The organism is Enterococcus crotali, from assembly GCF_000633635.1.
Taxonomy (GTDB): domain Bacteria; phylum Bacillota; class Bacilli; order Lactobacillales; family Enterococcaceae; genus Enterococcus_L; species Enterococcus_L crotali.
The window spans coordinates 22,879-43,022 of the sequence record NZ_AYPQ01000006.1 but is presented as its reverse complement, the minus strand read 5'-3'; the positions used below and the strand labels follow the sequence as shown (position 1 = coordinate 43,022).

The 20,144-nt window shown below is 34.4% G+C and carries 23 protein-coding genes; 11 read left to right on the top strand and 12 right to left on the bottom strand.

What is annotated here, in order from left to right; translation table 11 throughout:
• The first annotated feature begins 68 nt into the window (after positions 1–68).
• Positions 69–434: a cupin domain-containing protein gene (locus V192_RS0113670; protein ID WP_029948275.1), complete on the top strand. Its 366-nt coding sequence runs from the start codon at positions 69–71 to the stop codon at positions 432–434.
• Positions 435–629: 195 nt separating this feature from the next.
• Here V192_RS0113670 and V192_RS0113665 read toward each other — a convergent pair whose 3' ends face one another.
• The 5 genes from V192_RS0113665 to V192_RS0113645 form a co-directional block, all read right to left on the bottom strand.
• A complete protein-coding gene (locus tag V192_RS0113665) occupies positions 630–809 on the bottom strand; it encodes a DUF1648 domain-containing protein (RefSeq protein WP_239644699.1) in 180 nt (59 codons plus the stop codon).
• A 43-nt stretch (positions 810–852) separates the two neighbouring features.
• On the bottom strand, positions 853–2,415 hold the full coding sequence (locus tag V192_RS0113660; protein ID WP_025872648.1) for an ABC transporter permease: 1,563 nt from the start codon (positions 2,413–2,415) through the stop codon (positions 853–855).
• Positions 2,408–3,121, bottom strand: coding sequence for an ABC transporter ATP-binding protein (locus V192_RS0113655; RefSeq protein WP_025872647.1), 714 nt, complete (start codon positions 3,119–3,121; stop codon positions 2,408–2,410). The genes V192_RS0113660 and V192_RS0113655 overlap by 8 nt, the downstream gene beginning before the upstream one ends.
• A 223-nt stretch (positions 3,122–3,344) precedes the next feature.
• Positions 3,345–3,947, bottom strand: a complete 603-nt coding sequence (locus V192_RS0113650; RefSeq protein WP_025872644.1) for a TetR/AcrR family transcriptional regulator — start codon at positions 3,945–3,947, stop codon at positions 3,345–3,347.
• A 239-nt stretch (positions 3,948–4,186) separates the two neighbouring features.
• Complete coding sequence (locus V192_RS0113645; protein ID WP_025872642.1) at positions 4,187–4,558, bottom strand: iron chaperone; 372 nt, start codon at positions 4,556–4,558, stop codon at positions 4,187–4,189.
• A 173-nt stretch (positions 4,559–4,731) separates the two neighbouring features.
• Here V192_RS0113645 and V192_RS0113640 point away from each other — a divergent pair, with 173 nt between their 5' ends.
• The 5 genes from V192_RS0113640 to V192_RS0113620 all read left to right on the top strand — a co-directional run bounded on the left by V192_RS0113640 (position 4,732) and on the right by V192_RS0113620 (position 8,433).
• The gene (locus V192_RS0113640) at positions 4,732–5,280 is read left to right on the top strand and encodes a DUF1697 domain-containing protein (RefSeq protein ID WP_025872640.1); all 549 of its coding nucleotides are present in this window, start codon (positions 4,732–4,734) and stop codon (positions 5,278–5,280) included.
• Positions 5,281–5,365: 85 nt separating this feature from the next.
• Entirely contained in the window at positions 5,366–6,217 is an 852-nt protein-coding gene (locus tag V192_RS0113635) for an SDR family oxidoreductase (RefSeq protein ID WP_025872638.1), read from the top strand.
• Positions 6,218–6,622, top strand: a complete 405-nt coding sequence (locus tag V192_RS0113630) for a MerR family transcriptional regulator (RefSeq protein ID WP_025872636.1) — start codon at positions 6,218–6,220, stop codon at positions 6,620–6,622.
• 350 nt (positions 6,623–6,972) lie between these two features.
• Complete coding sequence (locus V192_RS0113625; RefSeq protein WP_128080824.1) at positions 6,973–7,335, top strand: hypothetical protein; 363 nt, start codon at positions 6,973–6,975, stop codon at positions 7,333–7,335.
• A gap of 15 nt (positions 7,336–7,350) precedes the next feature.
• Positions 7,351–8,433, top strand: a complete 1,083-nt coding sequence (locus V192_RS0113620; RefSeq protein ID WP_025872632.1) for an endonuclease/exonuclease/phosphatase family protein — start codon at positions 7,351–7,353, stop codon at positions 8,431–8,433.
• A gap of 46 nt (positions 8,434–8,479) precedes the next feature.
• Here V192_RS0113620 and V192_RS22350 read toward each other — a convergent pair whose 3' ends face one another.
• The 7 genes from V192_RS22350 to V192_RS0113590 all read right to left on the bottom strand — a co-directional run bounded on the left by V192_RS22350 (position 8,480) and on the right by V192_RS0113590 (position 16,158).
• On the bottom strand, positions 8,480–9,484 hold the full coding sequence (locus V192_RS22350; RefSeq protein ID WP_239644692.1) for a glycoside hydrolase: 1,005 nt from the start codon (positions 9,482–9,484) through the stop codon (positions 8,480–8,482).
• Positions 9,481–10,767 carry a glycoside hydrolase gene (locus V192_RS22345; RefSeq protein WP_239644691.1) on the bottom strand — a complete coding sequence of 429 codons (1,287 nt, stop codon included), beginning with the start codon at positions 10,765–10,767 and terminating at the stop codon, positions 9,481–9,483. The genes V192_RS22350 and V192_RS22345 overlap by 4 nt, the downstream gene beginning before the upstream one ends.
• A gap of 374 nt (positions 10,768–11,141) precedes the next feature.
• Positions 11,142–12,548, bottom strand: coding sequence for a sensor histidine kinase (locus V192_RS0113610; RefSeq protein ID WP_025872630.1), 1,407 nt, complete (start codon positions 12,546–12,548; stop codon positions 11,142–11,144).
• Entirely contained in the window at positions 12,532–13,176 is a 645-nt protein-coding gene (locus tag V192_RS0113605; RefSeq protein ID WP_025872627.1) for a response regulator transcription factor, read from the bottom strand. Before V192_RS0113605 ends, V192_RS0113610 begins: the two co-directional genes overlap by 17 nt.
• A gap of 14 nt (positions 13,177–13,190) precedes the next feature.
• Positions 13,191–13,817, bottom strand: a complete 627-nt coding sequence (locus V192_RS20975) for an FtsX-like permease family protein (protein ID WP_025872625.1) — start codon at positions 13,815–13,817, stop codon at positions 13,191–13,193.
• Positions 13,818–13,881: 64 nt separating this feature from the next.
• Positions 13,882–14,451 carry a glycoside hydrolase family 73 protein gene (locus tag V192_RS0113595; RefSeq protein ID WP_025872623.1) on the bottom strand — a complete coding sequence of 190 codons (570 nt, stop codon included), beginning with the start codon at positions 14,449–14,451 and terminating at the stop codon, positions 13,882–13,884.
• A 210-nt stretch (positions 14,452–14,661) separates the two neighbouring features.
• Entirely contained in the window at positions 14,662–16,158 is a 1,497-nt protein-coding gene (locus tag V192_RS0113590) for a helix-turn-helix domain-containing protein (RefSeq protein WP_082266036.1), read from the bottom strand.
• Positions 16,159–16,589: 431 nt separating this feature from the next.
• Here V192_RS0113590 and V192_RS0113585 point away from each other — a divergent pair, with 431 nt between their 5' ends.
• The 5 genes from V192_RS0113585 to V192_RS0113565 all read left to right on the top strand — a co-directional run bounded on the left by V192_RS0113585 (position 16,590) and on the right by V192_RS0113565 (position 20,140).
• On the top strand, positions 16,590–17,201 hold the full coding sequence (locus V192_RS0113585; protein WP_025872619.1) for a TetR/AcrR family transcriptional regulator: 612 nt from the start codon (positions 16,590–16,592) through the stop codon (positions 17,199–17,201).
• Between the two features lie 270 nt (positions 17,202–17,471).
• Positions 17,472–17,990, top strand: a complete 519-nt coding sequence (locus tag V192_RS0113580; RefSeq protein WP_025872617.1) for a response regulator transcription factor — start codon at positions 17,472–17,474, stop codon at positions 17,988–17,990.
• 149 nt (positions 17,991–18,139) lie between these two features.
• Positions 18,140–18,442, top strand: a complete 303-nt coding sequence (locus V192_RS0113575; RefSeq protein ID WP_025872615.1) for an LPXTG cell wall anchor domain-containing protein — start codon at positions 18,140–18,142, stop codon at positions 18,440–18,442.
• Between the two features lie 38 nt (positions 18,443–18,480).
• A complete protein-coding gene (locus V192_RS0113570) occupies positions 18,481–19,320 on the top strand; it encodes a WxL domain-containing protein (RefSeq protein WP_025872613.1) in 840 nt (279 codons plus the stop codon).
• Between the two features lie 25 nt (positions 19,321–19,345).
• Complete coding sequence (locus V192_RS0113565; protein WP_025872611.1) at positions 19,346–20,140, top strand: WxL domain-containing protein; 795 nt, start codon at positions 19,346–19,348, stop codon at positions 20,138–20,140.
• Positions 20,141–20,144 lie beyond the last annotated feature (4 nt).

The window sequence follows — 20,144 nt, the reverse complement described above, 5'->3', positions numbered from 1 at the left end:
TATCTGTTATAATTTAGGTAAGCATAAAGAAGCTAGCTCATGGAAAATAAAAAGGATGGTGAGTAGTTATGATTACAAAAGTAAACATGTTGGAAAAGTTTGCTGCGATAGAAAACGATTATGAACCAAAAGATGCGGCGCGAGTTAATGATATGGCGGTCAAAATGGTAAAACTAAAAGGGCCTTTCACGTGGCATTTACATGAGGATTCAGATGAAATGTTTATGGTTGTTAAAGGCAAGTTGACGATTGAAATCGAAAATCAAGAACCCGTTGATGTCAATGAAAATGAATTTATTGTTATTCCCAAAGGGGTTACACACAGACCGAACCCTGTTGAAGAGGTCTTAGTAGCATTATTTGAACCGGCAGATTTACTCAATACTGGAAATGTTGTAAATGAATTTACGGTTGAGAAGGTTGAAAAAATTTGACAACCCTCATATAAAATAAACACATGTAAATACTTGAGCTGAATAAAGAGCGAGAAACAGCAATCCAGCACACCGTTTCAGTCGCGTTAGTTTCTAATAGCTAGCGTTTGTACGTTGAAGAACTTCGGAATAGGCAAACATTCACAAAAGTTTGAAGAGCAATTTTTGTGAATGCTTGCTTATCTTTTGAGCTAGTTACTTTTTTTCTTGGTCTTTTTTCCTAAGAAATTTCCAATAAAAGGAATAAAGGATGAATGTTCCAAACAACAAAAAATACTTATTAACAACAAGATCAGCTTTTCCCTGATAATTGAAGTGTACGGGTATTTCATTAGGTAAAAATAGACAAACCAATAAAAGAATAGCTATGATCATCAATAAAACTAAGCAATCTTTTTTCATTAGGGGAACTCCTTGATTAAATGTATTTTGAACGGCATAGTTTAGTGTACAAATTCACTGAAATGAACGAGACTAGAATCGAAACGCCCCAAAGTGATGGAAGCCACGGTAAGCCTAAAAGTAGAGTTAGAATAACAGGTAGCGAGACAAGCAACATGGTCACAAGATTAGTGATAATGACAGGTGCACTTTGTTTGACCACAGCTGTTTCACTATTCCAGGCGTAATTGGGTGATTTTTTATTAAGAAAAATACCGAGCGTGGCTGTAAACAATGAAAAAATAATAGGAATAAAAATTAAACTAATGACTTGATTCAATATTAAATTAAACTGTAATATTACGGCAAAAACAGCAACGATGTAGCCAATAAAATGAAGTGTCAAGTTAACAGCAATTTTACTGTCGACAATGTTTTTTACTGAAACAGGTGCGCTTTCTACTATCCAAATATTTTTTCCTTCTAAAGAGATCGAAGCAGCAGTGGTGCAGCTAAGGGAAAGCAGAGCAGCAATAAAAATAGACGAATATGTTCCTAATATAGATGAATCAACTTCGACTTTTAAATAATGAATTAGGTTTTCAGGACCAGTAAAAAGTAAAACAAGACTAAGAATAAATAAAAGAACAACGCCTAAACTAGTATTTAAAATGTACATGTATGATGCAAAAAAACGACTTAGCTCCTTGTGATAGAGTGCCTGAAATTTACTGTGTTGTTTGATAAACAATCTGTTATCAGTTTTTTTCAACGAGGGATTTAAAGTAAGCTCATTTATCCGCAAATAATTCTTTGATACAACACGAATAAATAAGATAAAGCTAAGCGCCGAGACTAAGATAAATCCACCAACCCCATAAAGAAAGTAAGTAGTGTTCTGTGATAAAAAAAGTTGAGCCAAAGGATATAAACTAGTTACTTGTTTGGCCAGCATTGTACCTAAATTTTGAGAATTTGTCCCTGTCTGCAGACTAGAAAAACCGAAGTACCCAAAAAAACATAATGCTAGAAAGGAAAATAATAGAGAAAATAAGTTTTTATTTTTAAAATAAGCAGAAAGTAAGACAATCAAAACCCCAATCATAGCTGCAAAGCACATTGGAATGAATGGGATAAAAAGCATAGAAGTTAGATAGAGAAGTAACGACAGGCCACTCGCTTGTGTCTGATTAAACCAAGTAATACTGCTAGGTAAAATAAAAACAAGCGTGATCATCAAGTTGATAAGATACATAAATAAAAATTTACTGGCAATAATATCACGTCCTTTTACTGGCAGAGCAGACAATGGTTCAATATCGTTACTTGCAAATAAAAGCCCATTTGAGCGGAACATAGTCATGAGCATCAAAATAAAGCTCGATATCGCAACCATATAAGCTGGAATCAGCGTTCCTTCCCCCATCAAGACCAAGGTTTTAGCAGTTTGTACATTATAAAAACCAAAAAATAAAATCAAAAGAAGAATCCCAAGAAGGCTGATAAGTTTAGTGGATTTTCCCTTGTTCGTTTGAAATAGTTCATTTAAATAAAAATTATGAATTACTAAGATTTTAAATAAAATCAATGTATTACGCATACTCTTGAACCTCCATAAATAACTGTTCCAATGATTGATCACCAATAACTTCCTGTGTATCTCCAGTAACAATCAACTGTCCGTTTTTGATCACAGCGATTTTATTACATAACTTTTCTGCCACATCTAGTACATGTGTTGAAAAGAAGATTGCACCGCCCTTTGAAACTAATTTTTTCATGAGAGACTTTAAAATAAATGCTGCTTTAGGATCTAGTCCCACGAACGGTTCATCTAGAATCAATAATTTAGGTGAGTGAGTAAATGCTGCGATTAGTGCTGTTCTTTGTTTCATTCCATGAGAATAAGAAGAAATGACTTGGCCAAGATAAGGTAGCATCTCAAATAGCTCGCCAAAGTGCTGAATATTTTGTTTTCGTAAAGCTTCAGGAACCTCGTACAGATCAGCAATAAAATTGATATATTGTAAACCAGTTAAGTGTTCGTATAAATCTGGATTATCTGGAATATAAGCCATTTCACTTTTGCAAAGAATGGGATCTGTTTTGATAGAGGTTCCATTGATGATTATTTCACCCCGCTCAAAATCATGGATTCCGACAATAGCTTTGATCGTTGTTGTTTTACCGGCACCATTCCCGCCGATAAATCCAAAAATATCACCAGACTCAATTGTGAGCGTTAGATTATCTATCGCTTTTTTATTATTTGTATATGACTTTGTTAGATTTTTAATCGTTAACATGTTGTGATTCTCCTTTGTTTATTCATTGGTTTTTTCTAACTGACAAATTGTCAGTTGAAGTTCTAAGAAGGTGAGTGAGACATAACTCTTCGAGTCATATCCCACTCACATGGCATCTTGATATACGTTGAAATCAAAAAAGTAACGCCTATATTTTCCAAGTGCTAAAGCACTACGTTTTGAAGTTTTCGAAAATAAACTTCAGTTCCAACTTCGTCTGTTATTAAAAAATGGGTTCATTAGACTGTAACACTCGTTCTAAAATTGCTTGAAACGCAGATAAATAATTCTTGTGTTCGGAAGATTCGCTTAGATCGTTAGAGACAAAAACAAAGCCTGTCATAAGAAAAGTAGCTGTCTCTAGTGGATAGCTTACGTGGAAAACCTTTTCTTTGATTCCTTGAATAATGATCTGTTCAAAATACAACGTGACCTCATTGATTAGCTTGTGAGAAAAGCGGTCTGTCACATAACGGTTTTGTTCCAAATCAACGGTTCTTTGAAGGCTAACCATCTCCTCTGTGATCGTATCTTTCTTGATCATGGTGGCTTCAATAAATTTTTGGATTTTTTCAATTGCGGAAAGACTTTTATTATTGGCTATGCTTTCTAGTTGGTGTAATAGAGGCGCTGTTTGACGTTCGACTAAGTAATACAAAATATCTTCTTTATTTTTAAAGTGGTAGTAAAGTAATCCTCGGGAAATATTTAAGCGCTCAATAATATCTTGAGTGGTAGTTTTTAAATACCCTTTTTCCATAAATAACTGACCAGCAGTATCCATAATTTCAGCTCTACGAATTTCAGGTTCTTTAATGTCACGCATAATCAGCACTCCTTTTTAAATCAGTATAAAGTCTGACTGACAGTTTGTCAATTAGCTTCTTTCTGCAAATTACAAAAAAATTCCATCTCAAGTAAGATGGAATCAATTCTTATTTTATCTTTGGGGAAGATAATTAAGTAACTCTCTATGTCTAAATAATAATAGATTTAAACCAATTTTGCTACTTCAATAAATGCTTATCGATAAAACTTTTTTGAATAAAGCACGTTACCTACATACTATTCTCGCCAAAATTTTGTGTAGTGGATTTTTTCTTGAATATTGTAATCAATTATTTTTTTCAATAGGGAAAAATCAATAGACTGGTCCCAAGTGATTTTGAAAAGGTTATCGGTATGTTGATAATTAGCTTGTTCGATGGCTTCTTTAAAAGCCGTGATCGCGACTGTTTCTGGTGCAACTGAAACATGTTTTTTCGTTGCACTGTAAGCAATAATAAAGGTATCATGATCAGTAAACATGGGTTGATTCCATTTGATTACAACATTTAATTGTGGATAATGTTCTTTGGTCCAATTAAAAATTTCTTCTAAACGGGCCCGATGCACTGGTTCACTAATTTTTGAAAAAAATTCATTTATATCTTTCATTATGACGACCTCTTTTCTTTTGGATTAGGATTGTTGGTTCTTTATTATAATATAGACTCTGCCTTAAAAGAAAATAATTACTTTTATTATACGATATAAGAGCTAGCTTTTTTACTTCTGTTCTTTGAATACGTTATACTTTTAGATAAATAGAAAACAAGGAGTGATGGGCGATGCAAACCTATATTGCTTTATTACGCGGCGTCAATGTTGGTGGGAAAAATCGAGTAGTGATGGCAACATTGAAAGCTCGTTTTGAACAACATGGCTTTACAAATGTTATGACGTATTTAAATAGTGGGAATGTCATTTTTGATAGTGAAGAAACCGAGATTTTACAACTGACAAAAGATTGTGAGCAACTGATTGAAGCAGCGTTTGGTCTTAAAATCATCGTGACGATCGTACCTGCCGAAGCTTTGCTAAAAGCATTAGAGCACATGCCGGACTGGTGGAATACAGATAAGGAATCAAAACACAATGCTATTTTCGTGATTCCTCCAACGACAACGGAAGAAGTGATTGCCTCTGTCGGTGAGGCTAAAGCAGAATATGAAAAAGTGGCGCATCATGAACGTGTTATTTTCTGGTCTGCACCAATCAAAACATTTTCTAGAAGCCGCTGGTCAAAAATTGTCGGAACGAAGATGTATAGTCGAATTACGATCCGAAATGCTAATACTGTAAATAAGCTGGCAGAACTTGTTCAAAAAAATAATTAAAAAAATGTCTTGTCTTGGAGGTACCTCCAAGGTATATACTTTCCTTGTTGATCGATCAAACAACGAAAAGAGAGGAAGTATAAAGATGAGTAAAAAGGTCTGGTTAGTAACAGGAGGTTCTAAAGGGTTAGGCTTGGTTTTAACAAAAGCACTACTCAATAATGGACAACAAGTTATCACAACAAGTCGTGATTCAAAAGCACTGATTCAAAAAGTGGGACCAGAAAGTCCTTCGTTTTTACCGATAAGTTTGTCTTTAACAGATGAAACTGATATTCAAAAGATAATAAAAGCAGCGATTGAAAAATTTGGTAGAATTGATGTTTTGGTAAATAATGCAGGCTATATGGTAGCTGGCGCTGTCGAGGATTTAACGGATGAGGAAGTCAGAGCCTGTTTTGATATCAATGTTTTTGGCACGTTAAATATGATGAGAGCGGTCATGCCGATTATGAGAGAGCAAGAATCAGGCTATATCATCAATACGTCATCAATTTCAGGTCTGTACGCAGGCTCATTTGAATCCACATATGCAGGAACAAAGTTTGCTATTAATGGAATTACGCAAGCCTTTGCAGATGAAGTCAAGCCTTTTGGAATTCATGTGATCAATGCTGCTCCAGGGTATTTGCGGACAGAGTTTTTATCAGAAAATTCTTATATGCTGTCAAAAGCAGTTAGTGAGCCGTATAAAAAAGCTGTAGAAGAACGACTTGAGTTTGTTGCTGCGATGAATGACAATCAACCTGGAGATCCCGAAAAAGTCGCTGCCTTATACATGGAAATCGTTGAACTGGACGAACCACCTTTAGAATTAATGGTTGGCGGTGATGCTTATGAATTAGCATTAAATATGTCGAATCAGAAAATTCTAATGACGGAAAAATATAAAAAATTATCAGAGTCAGTAGATTTTGTACAAAAAGAGGAAAGCTAGATGACGATTAAAGAAATGGCAGAGTTGGTGGGGCTTTCCGCTGATACATTAAGGTACTATGAAAGAATCGGTGTCATTCCCACAGTTACAAGAACAACTCACGGTATACGGAATTATGATGAAGTTGATTTGGAATGGATTCAATCGATTTTAAGATTAAAAGCTTCTGGCATGACCTTGGAGATGATCATTGAATATGTTAGATTGGCGAATCAAGGGGATCATACCATCGAAGCCAGAAAAAATTTGTTAGAAGAAGAACAGGAACGAATCTCAGCAAAAATCGAAGAGCTTCAAGGAAGATTAGCTACCATAAATAATAAAATAGATGACTACTATGACGATTTATTGCCAAAAACGACAGCAATGATCAATAAAATGAATCGTGAAGATACGCTAAGCTGATAAAAAAGTTTAAAAGGGTTTGGGACTGTTGCTATGTCTCAGCCCTTTTCATTTTGAATAAACAGTGGTGAAAAAATAATGATTTCTGTCGAAACCTTTTTAAGCTATTCTTAGGTCATGTTGAATCTTGACGATTTTATGATTATAATGGATGACAAATGGGTTTAATGAAGAGGTGTTGGAGAAAAATGTGGACGTTTATTAAAAATAATTTATTTATGATCAAAAGATCAGGCTTGCTGTATAATATGAAACCTAGGAATACTTTTTTTCTTACTTTGATACTTGGAGCAACTGGGATTCCTAGATTACTAAACAAAAATTTTATTTCTGGAGGACTGTTACTTTTCGTGTTTATCCTCACTAGTGATTGGGACAATGATGTGCTCATCTGGATCGGTGTTTTTGATGCGGTCACAAGCATTTTTTATAGGGAGACAGAACCAAAAAAGAAATCTGTTGAAGATAAGCATAAGGTAACTAGGGCAGCGGTAACAAATGGGAATCAAAACAGTAATCCTGCAGAGCCGCAAGGACGAAATGCTGATGTAGTACAGAAGCGAAATACAGAAGTCGTGCAAAAGAAAGATATGAAAGTGTCACCAAAGAGAAATATCAAAATAGGAAATAAAATCTGTCATTTTTGCGGAGCACCAATGCCTTCAAATGAAACTGTTTGTTCATACTGTAGAATGGAAGAAACTACACAGTAGAAAGTAGAGAAAATAATGAACTTTAAAAAAATACTCACCATTTTGCTAACTATTGTATCTATTCTTAGTGTAGTAGTTTTAGCGTATGTCGGTTATGTCTATTTCAGTTATGCTAGAATTGCTGACAATTTACCTGTTGAAATCACGCAAAAGGCAAAAATAGAACAAGCAACAATCGATAAAGAATATACCATCACAACATTTAACATAGGGTATGGATCTTACACACCAGATTACACATTCTTTATGGATGGGGGCAAACAGTCAAAAGCTGTCAGCAAAGAAAGTGTTATTGAAAATATCGCGGGAGTAATTGATACGACTAAAACGATCGATCCGGATTTCGCTTTATTCCAAGAAGTCGATGAAAAAGCTACTCGTAGTCGCAGTGTGGATGAGGTTACTCAAATCAATCAACAATTTAATGATTATTCTAGTGTATTTGCCACAAATTATGATTCAGCATTTCTAATGTATCCAATTCTAGATCCAATCGGAAAATCAAAATCAGGTATTCTCACGTTAAGTAATACAGCAATTGAAGAGAGTGTTCGTTACAGTTTACCGATTGAAACGAATTTTAATAAATTTTTTGATTTGGACCGTGCCTTTACAATATCCAAGATCCCAGTTGAAAATGGCAAATACTTAATGATATATAACGTTCATTTATCTGCATATATCAAAGATCAAAAAATCCAAAAAGAACAAGTCCATAAGTTGTTTGATCATATGGAAAACGAATATAAAAAAGGAAATTACGTAGTCGGCGGCGGAGATTTCAATCATGATCTGCTCGAGTCTTCAACTGAAACATTTAAAAACGATACGACCGAAGAATACACATGGCTGCAGCCTTTTCCTAAAAAAGAACTGCCAGAAAATTTACAAGTTGCAGCTTTGAGCGAAACAAAAAAAACAGTACCGTCAGTTCGTAATTTAGATAAACCCTATAAAAAAGGAGAGTCATTTGTAGCTTTGATCGATGGGTTTATCATTTCGGATAATGTCGAAAATATTAGTGGAAAAGTGACAGATGCTGAATTTAAAAACTCAGACCATAATCCGGTTGAGATGATATTCAAATTAAAAAAATAAGAAAAGAAACGAGGCCTAGATAAAAGGCTTCGTTTCTTTTTAGTACTTAATCTTCCGTTTTTACAACCGTTTTTTTTCCATCACTTATGATTACTGCAGTATGGCTAGTAACTTTAACCCCCTCCGCATTGTAATCAGTACCAGAGAAGTTAGCAATCACGGATAATTTATCACCAAAATCTGTTTTTTGCACCAAACGATCGTCTGTTAACACTTTGAAATCCGTCATTTCATGTTGTAAAGCAGCTTTTTGGAAAGGACTCCAAATTTTAGCATTTTCAGCGATATCTTGTTTATGCTCGTCCCAAGCAGCCTTGTCGATATGCATCATCGGCGGTGTATTGTATAGATACTCTTTCATCCGACGTTCACCGACTTGATCTTTGATTTTATAGCTATCCCATTCCCACTGATGAGAAGTGATCACTGAACGGTTGTAAACAAGCTTGTAAAGGGGAAGAGAGTAAACAGGATCAGTATAAATGGCTTTATATTCTTCTTTGATCGGTACAACTTTTTTGTATTTTGTTGGAATACCGCCATCTAATGCAGCGTAACTTCCGACATAATAGTCACTTTCTTTGTTTTCACGCATATCAGGATCAGACCACATAATGACAGGCGTTTCAATTCCGTGAGCAAAAACCATATCTTTTGATGCAAAGTCATTTCCGCCTTCAGAACCGACAACTAGACCATTTTTATTGAAATAATCCATCCGTTTTAAACGTCCTGCAACATCTTCACTTTGGGTAGTCAAGTGATCCGGGCTATAGTCGTTATAAATTTCACCGGCGGCATCTGTATCTAAGAACCAAGAATTGAAAGGAATCTTGTTTTGCATAATGCCTGTAAAACGTTCTTTTACATCAGGGAAAATTTGTGTCGGGTTAAGTTTGCGCCCTTTGCCTAAGAAACCAGCTACCTTTTCTCCGTTCTTCTTAGTAACTGTTGCATTCTCGTATAGATTTTTATTAGGGAAAGAGGCAGTATTCCAATCAATACTAGCATTTTCCTGAATCGATTGATAAGAATCATAAGGGCCAATCAAGTAGCTTGATCAGCGGCAGTTTTGACCATTCCAGGATTCATTAACCCATTCGCCCAGTTTGGCAGACCGATCCAAGCATTTTCGACCCCTGAGGCTTTCATATCTTTGAAAACGTTAGAGGAAGTTGCTTGTCCCCAATTTTCTAATGGAGGGGTTAAATCACCTAAGACACCAGCTAATAGGTGCTTATTCAATGTGTAACGATCCTGTTCACTTAGTTTGTCAATGCCTTTATCGATCAGTTCTTGTGCTTTCGCATCTGGATTTTTGAAAATATCTTTATTATAAAATTGCGGATAAAGCAATACATAATTAATTGATGTTAAGAAGGTATTTTTTTCATATTTATAACCTTCATTGTTTTTAAACGCTTCTAAAGCTTTTAGATATTCCTCAGAGCCATCCTCCCCATATTGCGTCAATAATTCAGCGATCCATTTGAAAATGGGTTGGTCTACCATTTGCGGTAATTTTGCCCATTTAATATCTTCTGTTGTTAAAATTCGGCTATTCCAGTAATAAACTTGAATCGCACCGCGCATTTTTTTGATTTCTGGATTTTCTTTTTCTTTTTCATCCAGTGTTTTGAATTCACCTAAATCGATTCGGTCCATTTGGTACGTTTTTGCGATTGAAACAGGGTCATTATCAGTAACATAAAGACGATAATTCAAGGTTTTATTTTTGTCGAAGCCAATAAAATTGTGACTAGCTTCCAAAGTAAGATGTGGCTCGGTCTTCGTTAAAAGATCACTGTTAAATGTGTTGTCCATCACGAAAGTTGTAGCAAATGACTCTTGATTAGTTGTAAAAAAACTCATTGAAAAAGCTTCACTCATCGATAATTCTTCATTCTGTTTAAAGTAGGCAAGCCATTCTTTTTGATCGTTAGGAATCGTTTTTCCTTCTGCAATCGGTAATACATAATTTTTAGCGTCTAGTTTAGGCCAGGTAAACGTTGTATCTTCATTAGATAAACTTGTGAGTGCCACAGCTAGATGATTGTTTTCTTTTTTTAGTTTGACCTTGAGTTTTTCATTGGGATAAATCCAGCTGATCTCATCTTGGGTCTTTTTTAAATCAGTCACTTCTTTAACTTCTTGTGGCTTGGAGACTTCTGCTTTTTCACCGTTTGCGGTAATTGAAACAGTAAAAGTTGTAGGATCAACATCAAAAGAAAAATCTGTTTTAGCGTAGGTTTTATTTTTCTCGATTTCATTGTTGACGATTAGTGTTTCTGATTTGCTTGTAGCTTTGGTTTGGTTGAAATTACATCCTGACAAGGATAGTGTGATTGCGGCTAAGCGAGATAAATAGACAATTTTTTCATGACTTCCTCCTAAATTTAAAAGCTGAATGGGCTCGCTTAGTCTCGACAGAAAAATAGGAAAAATGGAGGGTGGTGTTTTTTTGCCACAATCTATTTTTATCTTTTTTCCGAGAGATTAGCCCATAAAGCTAGATAATACAAAAGCTGAATGGGCTCGCTTAGTCTCGACAGAAAAATAGGAAAAATGGAGGGTGGTGTTTTTTGCCACAATCTATTTTTATCTTTTTTCCGAGAGATTAGTTAAACTCAATAACATATCTAAAGTTTACTAAGTCAATGTTACAGAAAAATGCCAAAATCGAATAGTAAAAAAACAAGCGCAAATTACTACGCTTGTTTTTCAGGTTTATAAAAATGCAAAATAAAAATCAATGTCTGATGGACTAATCTTACTTCAATCGTAAAACCATGTTCCTCCATGATCGATTGAACGATCGATAAACCTAGTCCTGTCCCTGACAAGTTTTTATTCCGTGATTTTTCATGAACGTAAAATGCTTCCCAAAGCTTGTTCACATCAAAGTCAGAAGCTAAAATAGTTTGATTACTGATCGAAAATTCAATGAACTTGTCTGTCTCACGCCAACTAACTTGGATCTCTTTGTCAGTTGTATATTTTAGACTGTTCGTCAATAAATTTTCAAAAACACGCTTGATCAATATAGGATCAGCTTCAATCAGGGAAAGAGGACGGTCGGTATCGGCTTCTAATAACAAAATTTCCTCTTTTTCCATGGTCGGCGTAAGTTCAGCCACTGTTTGTCTCCAAGTATCTGACAATTGCAGAGGCACTTTATTGATGGGCTGTTGCTGTTCTAATTTTGCATAGTCCAGCATCTGATCAACGATATCATTCAATCGTTGGGTTTGCTGTAAAATCACTTCAAGATATGTTCCGTCGTCTAACTCATCTTCAATTCCAGAGCCGTATGCTTTGATCAAAGCAATCGGTGTTTTTAATTCATGGGTCAAGTCTGCTGTAAATTGTTTAAGTTGTTCATTTTTAGCTAACAAATTTTTTTGATAAGTAGCTAAAGCATAACTCATTTTGTTGATGCTAAGCGCTAATTCACCAATTTCATTTGCTGGAATATCTTCCGTTGTTACAAAGGTTAGCCCAGTGATTTCTTCCGCAACCTTTTTTAAGTTGACTAAAGGATCCGTTATTTTTCTGACAGAAATATAGATCAATACAATGATTAGCACCAATGTCAGGCTTAAAGAAATAAAGTTGAATGTATTGATTAGAGTAGCTGTTTCAGAAAAATTTACCGTAGAAACACCAACTAAATAAAAGGTATTATCGATTACCCTCATCTCAACTAAGAAGCTGGATTTCTGTTTTCCTTGGTCGAAATTTCGTTGAACAGCGTGAGGGCTATTTTGTAGTTGATCCAATGTTTCTTGTGTGATCCAAAAACGATTTAATGCCACTTTTTTTCGATTCAGCTCTACATTCAACGCTTCGTTAAAATCATCAAGTGAGGTATCGTCTAAACTTCGTGAGATGATTGTGACTTGATTGTTTTCTTCTAATTCCGCTAGTTTTTGCTCTGAATGAGCATTTTGTTGAATGTCTGTCATGACCGAGGTGATTTTGTGTTCCATTTTTGAAAAATAATAATGAGGAACAATCAAACTATTTAAAAGAAACATGATGATAAAGCTACCGATAATGATCAATGAAAAGGTTAACGTAAGTGTGGTACTGATTTTTCTAGTCTTCTTTTTCAATGAGATAGCCCACTCCTCTTTTGGTAGTGATGATCTCATCACCAATTTTTTCACGAAGTCTTCGAATATGTGTATCCACTGTACGTGCTACGCCGTCGTAATCCATACCCCAAACGCCTACCAATAGTTGTTCTCTTGTTAAAATACTACCACGATTTTTTACAAGCATCATCAGCAAATCAAACTCTTTTTTTGTTAAATCTATTGGCTGTTCGTTTTTCCAAATCTTTAAATTTGCTGGATCGATCAGCAAATTTTTCACATAAAATGAATGAGTCAAACTAAGTAGCTTTTTTACTCGTAACAGAAGGACTTGCGGATGAAAAGGCTTAGTAATATAGTCATCTGCACCACTAGATAAAGAAAGAAATTCATCTTCACCAGTTGCTTTGGCTGTTAACATCAAGATTTTTAATGAACTTTCAGCTTTGATTGTTTTGATAACTTCTAGTCCATCAATTTTAGGCATCATCCAATCAATAATAGCTAAATCTAATTTTTCTTGATAAAAAATATCTAAAGCTGATTCACCATCAAGGGCAGTATAGACTGTAAATCCGTCTTTTTTCAAATAGGCACTAACGATTTGCACCATTTCTGGACTATCATCGGCAACTAAAACATTCACGTTCAGGACTCCTTTTAGAGATTCGTTATTTTTTGTTTTAAGTAGAGAAATTGACCTATCAGTAAAAGTGAAAAAAATCCGATCAACGGAAAATCCACAAAAAAGGCAAAATCATTTGAGGAATACAACACATCTCCAAACCACGAATTAGAGTGCCTAAAAAAGATCGTGTAGAGATATTCTGCTGTTATTAAACCTAAAATGCTACTTGGTATAATGAGCAACAAAGGTTCGAAGAAAAACTCACTTGTGACTTGAAGTGCTGAGCCACCTAACATTTTCTTGATGATCAGTTCTTTTTTATCCAATATCAAAGTTTTTTGTAAATAAATAACGAGATAAAAGATGCCAAATAAAAATAAACCAATGCTGAAAATAAGTAATGCAATGCTTAAAGTATCTAATAAAGTAACTAAATTTTGGCTGGAATTTGTTTGAGTAAAAGCATCTGGTGAATCAATTGCTTCTAACCTATTTTGTTCCTCTATTTTTCTTAGAAGGAGCGACGTGATCCAAGTGTGGAGTAAAACGCTCAAAATAAAGAAATATAGAAAAGAAAAACTGCTTTTAAATAAAGCAGCCCCTTTTTTTCGCAAAATACTAGTGCAGCTATCCTTTAGAATATAGTAAAACTGATCCATAGTAATAATCTCCCAACAACAAGCATAACAGCATTAGAATAGAACAGCTCTTGATATGCTTTGGTTATTTATCGTATGTATATAAATTAAATTCTTCAATCAATTGAATCAATTTTTCAGCGTAGTCTGGATCAGTAGCATAGCCGCCATTTTGTAAAGCAACAGCTGCTTCCCGATAATTTTTGCTTGTTTTGATCCCGTCATACGTGCCACCTTTTAAAAATTCTATATGATCGGCCATTGATTCTTGGATCGTATCATATTTTTTAAAGGAATCATCGATCGTGATTCGTTCCCCGTCGATAAACTCGTCTGTGGGCATAATGCTAGATTGCTCATTAAAAGCCCCTTTGATCCCAAATAAGTTATTCGCTTCCACTGCTAGAGCACTGCGGCCCCAGTCAGATTCTAAAATTGCTTGAGCAATAGTGATACTAGCGAATAAATGGGTTTGTTTTTGTAACAGTTTCGCTTCAGATGCTATTTCATCAATAAAAATCTGCTGATAAGCAGTTGCTTCATCTTGGATTGGTTGCTCTTCTTTATTAAAAATAAGAAAGAGACTAGCAAATGAAAGAAGTAGAATCAATAGTAAAGGTAAAATATTTTGTTTTTTCAAAATGCCTTGATTCATAGAATAACCTCTTTTCTTTAAGTGTTATATCTAGTATAGAGGTTGAATGTTACAAAAATATGCCAAATAAGTTAATAATTGTTTGGCTTTCTTAAGAAGTAATGGTTGATATGAAATAACTGTGAATTTATTTTAATGATTTATCTAGTTTTAGTTAAGTAGAGTGGAAAAACGACTGACTTGATTTAAAAGAATCATAGTCAGTCGTTTTTATTTTTTGTTCACACGTATGGTTGTTAAGAACTTATCGATTCGAACGATATCTTCCAAACGAAGTTCATCTGTAATAAAAAGAATCGAATCGCTAGCTGTTACGGATTTGATGATAGGTGTAAAGCTTGTTGTCAGGACAAGATCATATATTGACTCTTGGAAATATTCAAGTGTACTGGAGATTTTGAGATTATAACTATCTTTAAAATATTCAAGTAGTTTACTAATAAGTCTCTTTTCAGAAATCAATGGTAAATCGGTATCCATATAAATCGAAAACGTTTCTTCAAAATAACTAATAGGTTTTATTGAAGAAAAAAACAATGCGTATCTAGGGAGCAAAAAGCTAGCTTCTCTAAAAAGTTCGATTTTACTTTTTTCGTATAAATGCTTCAATAAATTAGTTAGTTTTGCTTCTAATAGTGGGAACCGATTCTTCAACGTATCGATATCACCAAAACCAGACATCCCAAACGGAACATTTTTGAATAACGTACAAAATAAATGATAAGCAAAAATATAAGAAAAAAATTCTTCTTTGATAGCTGGTGGAATTGGGCAAATCTCATCAGCAAAAGCAGTGAAAAATGCTTCAGTTGACTGATAGACTTGTGAGTTACTTTCTTTATGGAAGGCTAATGTAGGAGTTCCTAATTCATTTTCCAAGTAAAATTTTTCTTGAGATTGAAGCACTAATACAAAAAAGAAAAATTCATTTTTTGATAGTAAGTGTTGTTGTTTCCAATGACTGCTTAACTGGATGAACTCGGCTGAGAAAAACTGTTTTAGCCATTCATCTGAGAAAGAAACTTTGTGTCCTTTACGAAAGCGTAGAATATTGATTGCTAATACAAAATATTTTTGTTCAATATTGGTTTGGCTCAAGTGGTTGTTAAAATTTTGCGATAGTTCTTTTTGGATGTCGATCACTTTTTGCTTTTCTATCTGAAAAGGCCAATATTTTCCTTTGCAAAGCATCCAGAAAAAAGTATAGGCAAGAATTCGGATTTGGCGCTCTTCACCACTTAAATAAAGTGTGCCTTTTTTAGTCGTCAGTTCGATCATATATCGTTTTAGCACAGGACGAATTTTTGCGATTCTTCTTTTGAAAGTAGAACTACTGATAAAATTTTCGGAGATATATTCAGTTGTTGAGACAATTTCACCAAGAAATAGCCTACTTAATAATTTAATCGAGAAAGACTGGCTGACTAAAAATAAAACGAAAGAATAAAAATCTTCATATAACTGATAGCTTATACTGACTCTTTTATCTGAAGAGATGGTAAAACGTAAGTTGGATTCCTTTTTACTAAATTGAGTGTAGTCATGGTAAAGTTCGTTAAGATAAGCCTCAATGGTCCTTCTCTCAAAGCCAGTTTTTTTTGCTAGCTCTTCAACTCCTATGTAATCATTTTTATCTTTAATAGCAAATAGTATTTTTATTTTATTTAGCGTTAAAGTATCTACTAATTCTTGAAAAATATTCATCATTGCACCTCCATTTCACTTGCCATAAACGTGTATACAGTAAAAAAATTAAAATAAAGATATCAATAATTAGCGATATCAACAAAAATATGCGGTTTAGGGTTCAACTTATGTAATAAAATAAAGTAAAAAATGAAACCAGATATCTTATCCTAGATATTAAACTATATTATGTAATAAAAATATAAGAAAATCAAATATTTAATAAAGTTAAAGAATGTCATGAACCTTATTGATACAATGTTTGTGAATAGTTAATACTAAAATTAACAAAAAAATCTATTTGTAAATAAGAAAAAAGTTTGGAATTTAAATAATAATAAAATGTTCATATGAATAGCTGATGGCTCTTCGATTTATAGAGGGAAAGTTCTAATATCATTTATTAAATATTGATAATTAGAGTCAAGTTAATAAAAGAATGGAGGTCTCGAATGAAGGGAGAAACAAACCAAAAAACTATCGAAAATGCAACACTGGAATTACTAAAGACAAAATCTATTGAGAATCTAAGTATTACTGAAATCGCTAAACATGCTTTTATCAGTCGTGTAACCTTTTATAGTTACTTTGATAACAAGTATGAAGTGGTGGCTTCTATTGAAGCAGAGTTTTTAAAAGGGGTCAAACAATTACAAAATGTGAATACGTCATTTCTCTTTAATGTTGATATGGAGTCAGTGACAGCAATCAAAGAAGTTCTTTATCAAAACTCACTTGATATCATTACTTACTACTATCAAAAGAAAGATATCATCGAAGTATTGATCAGTGAAAATAGTGGAATCACATTGGTTGAAGACTTGTACAACTTATATTATGACCATTTTAAAAAAGCTTTGCCAGATTTGTTTTATTTTAAATTTTCAACTGAATCGCTGAAATTTTACACAACCTTTATGACTAAAGGGGCAGCCGCTATTGTTGAAGAGTGGATCTTAACAGGATTTAAACAGTCTATAGACTTTATTACGGATAGTATTTTGAATATGTTAGCAATGTCATTAAACAATTTATACTGTGATTATAAAAAAAATGAAAATTAGATAATAACCGATAAAATATACAAAAAATGAAAAAGTGTAAAGGATTTTTGAACAAAGAATAAGTATTATATAAATATAAATTAAAAAACAAAAAGGAGCTAAGTAAATGTACAAAATTGCTTGCGTCTCACCTTCAAATAAACTACCTCAATTAGACGATCCATTAAATATCAGTACTGTCTTTTTAGAGAACATCAATGATGTAGAAAACATTGAGGAGTACGATGGTATCGTTATTAAAGAACCAAATGCGGACTATATTTTTCCAATTTGCGAGATGGTTATCAACTTAAGAAAGCAAAAAATATTTTTATCTGGATCATCACAGCTGGGAAAGGTTATTCAGAGCGTCTGATCTATTTTCAATTAGGCGTGGACTGTGTTTTAGATTCAAGTTACGAGCTGAAACAACTTAAATGGATCATTAATAATACGTTGAATCGTTACAATAATAATGTAAAAGTACTAGCTACGACAGATGGAACCAGCAATCAAAAAAATGATGTAACCTTACTTCCAGCTAACTTAAGTGTGTTATTAAACAACGACAAGGAAATCAGTTTAACGAGACTTGAATTTAGAGCAATGGAGCTATTGAATAGTATACCGAACCAAACATTTACCTATAAAGAGATTTACGAATATGTTTGGCAAACTACTTTCAAAGCAGATAATTACCGTGTATCAAATATTATTTTTCACCTAAGAAACAAAATCGAAAGTAATCCATTGAAAGCACAGTGGATCAAGACAACACGTTCCAAAGGATATCGCCTGAACATAAAATAAAGAACAGTCGGTCTTCAATAAAAATTGAATTAATGTTAAAGGAGGTGAGGGAGTATTTTTCTTCAAAATAACGTGTAGCACAACGTTGGAAAAAATAGCTAGGGTGTTGTCTACATAATAAAAGAGAACAGAAGGAGAAAAATAAGCAGATGGGAATAGTGAAGAAATCCAGTATTTTGTTCTTGCTACTGCTTAGTATAGGAAGTTTTACGACTCAAGCAGATGCACAAGCATCGGCTGGAACGAATACGGATATTGTTTTTGTAGAAGGTGATCCGCCTAAAAAAAACAAACCAATCAAAGGAAAGCCAATTACATTGCCGAACACTCTAAAAAAATTAGAGCAGAAGTATTTACCCTATACTGGTGAGCAATTGTTTTACTTTGGAACAGTAGTCGGGGGAATTCTGCTAGCGGTAATTATCTTATTCTACGCTAAAAAGAACAAATAAAGACATAACTAGAAGAAGTTCAAAGGGGAAGATACGTGATGAAATCAATCAAATTAGCAACATTAGGATTAACAGTTTGTGCATTAACAATTGGAGGCCAAGTAGCTCACGCTGATTTAGGGTCAGCCAAAACGACGACGGATGCAGAATTTACAGGCGGTGATCGTCCTGATCCAATCAAACCAGAAGAAGGACCAAAAACACCAGATCCCATCGATCCGGATCCAGATCCGATAGATCCAACAAAGGTAAAACCATTACCCGAATCAAAAAATGTCTACGTGACTCATTTACCAAATATTTCATTTGGAACTGGTAATAAAATTTCTGCTGGTGGCACTGAATATGAAGCGACAACAGAGAAAATCACTAAAAACAAAGGTGCGATTCAATATTACGGCCCTCATTATGTGCAAGTCGCAGATTTATCAGGATCAGCCAATACAAAATGGAGTGTTACCGTTCAACAAGATGATGTTTATACAACAACTGCTGGACAAAAACTACCAAACTCTAGAATTAGAATTTACGAAAATAGCATTCGTAATAGCGCCTATGACAATACCACGATTGCAAATGGCGTAACCGGAGTTGATGCAACAAGTGGTTTTGCGACGATTCCCGTGGCGACCAAAGATACAACAACAGCGCCAATTGAAGTTGCTTCTGTAAAAACAGCTGGTGCCACGAATAATACAGTGACATCTTCTATTTTTACAAAAGATTACGATGAAACTAATTACGATGCAACGAAAACACCGGCTACGCAACGCTACACTGGGATCAAACTAAATGTTCCCCAAGAAGACCAAGCCAAGACAGAAAAAAATAGTCAATATAAAGCAAATCTAACTTGGACATTATCAGTAGCACCATAAAAAAACACAAAGAGGATGAACGATTATGAAAAAGACTTATCTTACAATTGCATTGACATTAACATGTATTGTTGCACTCAATGCATTACCTGAAGTAACGCATGCTACAACGAAGACAACGGGAGATGCTTCGTTTAGTAAAGATGACGGAATGATTATCAACCCAATCAAACCTGGAACAGAAGATGACATCACACCGGAAAATCCAACAACAGTGGAAAATGTTGATGGTGTGCGCTTGGTTTATGTACCAAAATTTAATTTTGGTGTGAATAAAACAGCATTGACGACTAAAAACTTTCCGGTAAAACAAATGACCTATGGGAAAGGCGGAACAAATTATGAAATGCCGCAATTTGTTCAAGTTGCCGATTTGTCAGGGAAAGAAGGAACTATCTGGACTGTAACAGCGGAACAAACAGCACCATTAACAAGTACCGATACAGCAAAGCATGTTTTGACTAATTCACGTATCAAATTTAAAGGTGCAACAGTTACAAATAATTTAAACAATGCAGAGGTAGCAGATATGGTCACACCAGTGACAGCCAGCAACCTACCAGTAAAAGATGTGGATGGCGGAGCCTTAACAGTCTTTTCGTCAAAAGGTGCTGCAGGTAAAAAATCAACCAACGGTACGATCAGTTCGATGGTCTTCAAAAATGGCTATGTAGAGTCAGATTACAAAACCGCGGCAGGTGCAACATTAAATGATCGTGGTAACAACACAGATGTTGAACTACAACTAGAACAAAATGATAAAGTTCAAACGAAAGATTATCAAGCCGAAATCGTTTGGACATTGACAGTAACACCATAAATGT

Excerpts from the sequence above, each read along its gene's own strand:
- V192_RS0113590 (WP_082266036.1), bottom strand. The coding sequence starts at position 16,158 with ATGATGAATATTTTTCAAGAATTAGTAGATACTTTAACGCTAAATAAA.
- V192_RS0113570 (WP_025872613.1), top strand. The coding sequence starts at position 18,481 with ATGAAATCAATCAAATTAGCAACATTAGGATTAACAGTTTGTGCATTA.
- V192_RS0113640 (WP_025872640.1), top strand. The coding sequence starts at position 4,732 with ATGCAAACCTATATTGCTTTATTACGCGGCGTCAATGTTGGTGGGAAA.
- V192_RS0113655 (WP_025872647.1), bottom strand. The coding sequence starts at position 3,121 with ATGTTAACGATTAAAAATCTAACAAAGTCATATACAAATAATAAAAAA.
- V192_RS0113630 (WP_025872636.1), top strand. The coding sequence starts at position 6,218 with ATGACGATTAAAGAAATGGCAGAGTTGGTGGGGCTTTCCGCTGATACA.
- V192_RS0113635 (WP_025872638.1), top strand. The coding sequence starts at position 5,366 with ATGAGTAAAAAGGTCTGGTTAGTAACAGGAGGTTCTAAAGGGTTAGGC.
- V192_RS0113650 (WP_025872644.1), bottom strand. The coding sequence starts at position 3,947 with ATGCGTGACATTAAAGAACCTGAAATTCGTAGAGCTGAAATTATGGAT.
- V192_RS0113665 (WP_239644699.1), bottom strand. The coding sequence starts at position 809 with ATGATCATAGCTATTCTTTTATTGGTTTGTCTATTTTTACCTAATGAA.
- V192_RS0113645 (WP_025872642.1), bottom strand. The coding sequence starts at position 4,558 with ATGAAAGATATAAATGAATTTTTTTCAAAAATTAGTGAACCAGTGCAT.
- V192_RS20975 (WP_025872625.1), bottom strand. The coding sequence starts at position 13,817 with ATGGATCAGTTTTACTATATTCTAAAGGATAGCTGCACTAGTATTTTG.
- V192_RS0113585 (WP_025872619.1), top strand. The coding sequence starts at position 16,590 with ATGAAGGGAGAAACAAACCAAAAAACTATCGAAAATGCAACACTGGAA.
- V192_RS0113565 (WP_025872611.1), top strand. The coding sequence starts at position 19,346 with ATGAAAAAGACTTATCTTACAATTGCATTGACATTAACATGTATTGTT.
- V192_RS0113595 (WP_025872623.1), bottom strand. The coding sequence starts at position 14,451 with ATGAATCAAGGCATTTTGAAAAAACAAAATATTTTACCTTTACTATTG.
- V192_RS0113670 (WP_029948275.1), top strand. The coding sequence starts at position 69 with ATGATTACAAAAGTAAACATGTTGGAAAAGTTTGCTGCGATAGAAAAC.
- V192_RS0113575 (WP_025872615.1), top strand. The coding sequence starts at position 18,140 with ATGGGAATAGTGAAGAAATCCAGTATTTTGTTCTTGCTACTGCTTAGT.
- V192_RS0113620 (WP_025872632.1), top strand. The coding sequence starts at position 7,351 with ATGAACTTTAAAAAAATACTCACCATTTTGCTAACTATTGTATCTATT.
- V192_RS0113660 (WP_025872648.1), bottom strand. The coding sequence starts at position 2,415 with ATGCGTAATACATTGATTTTATTTAAAATCTTAGTAATTCATAATTTT.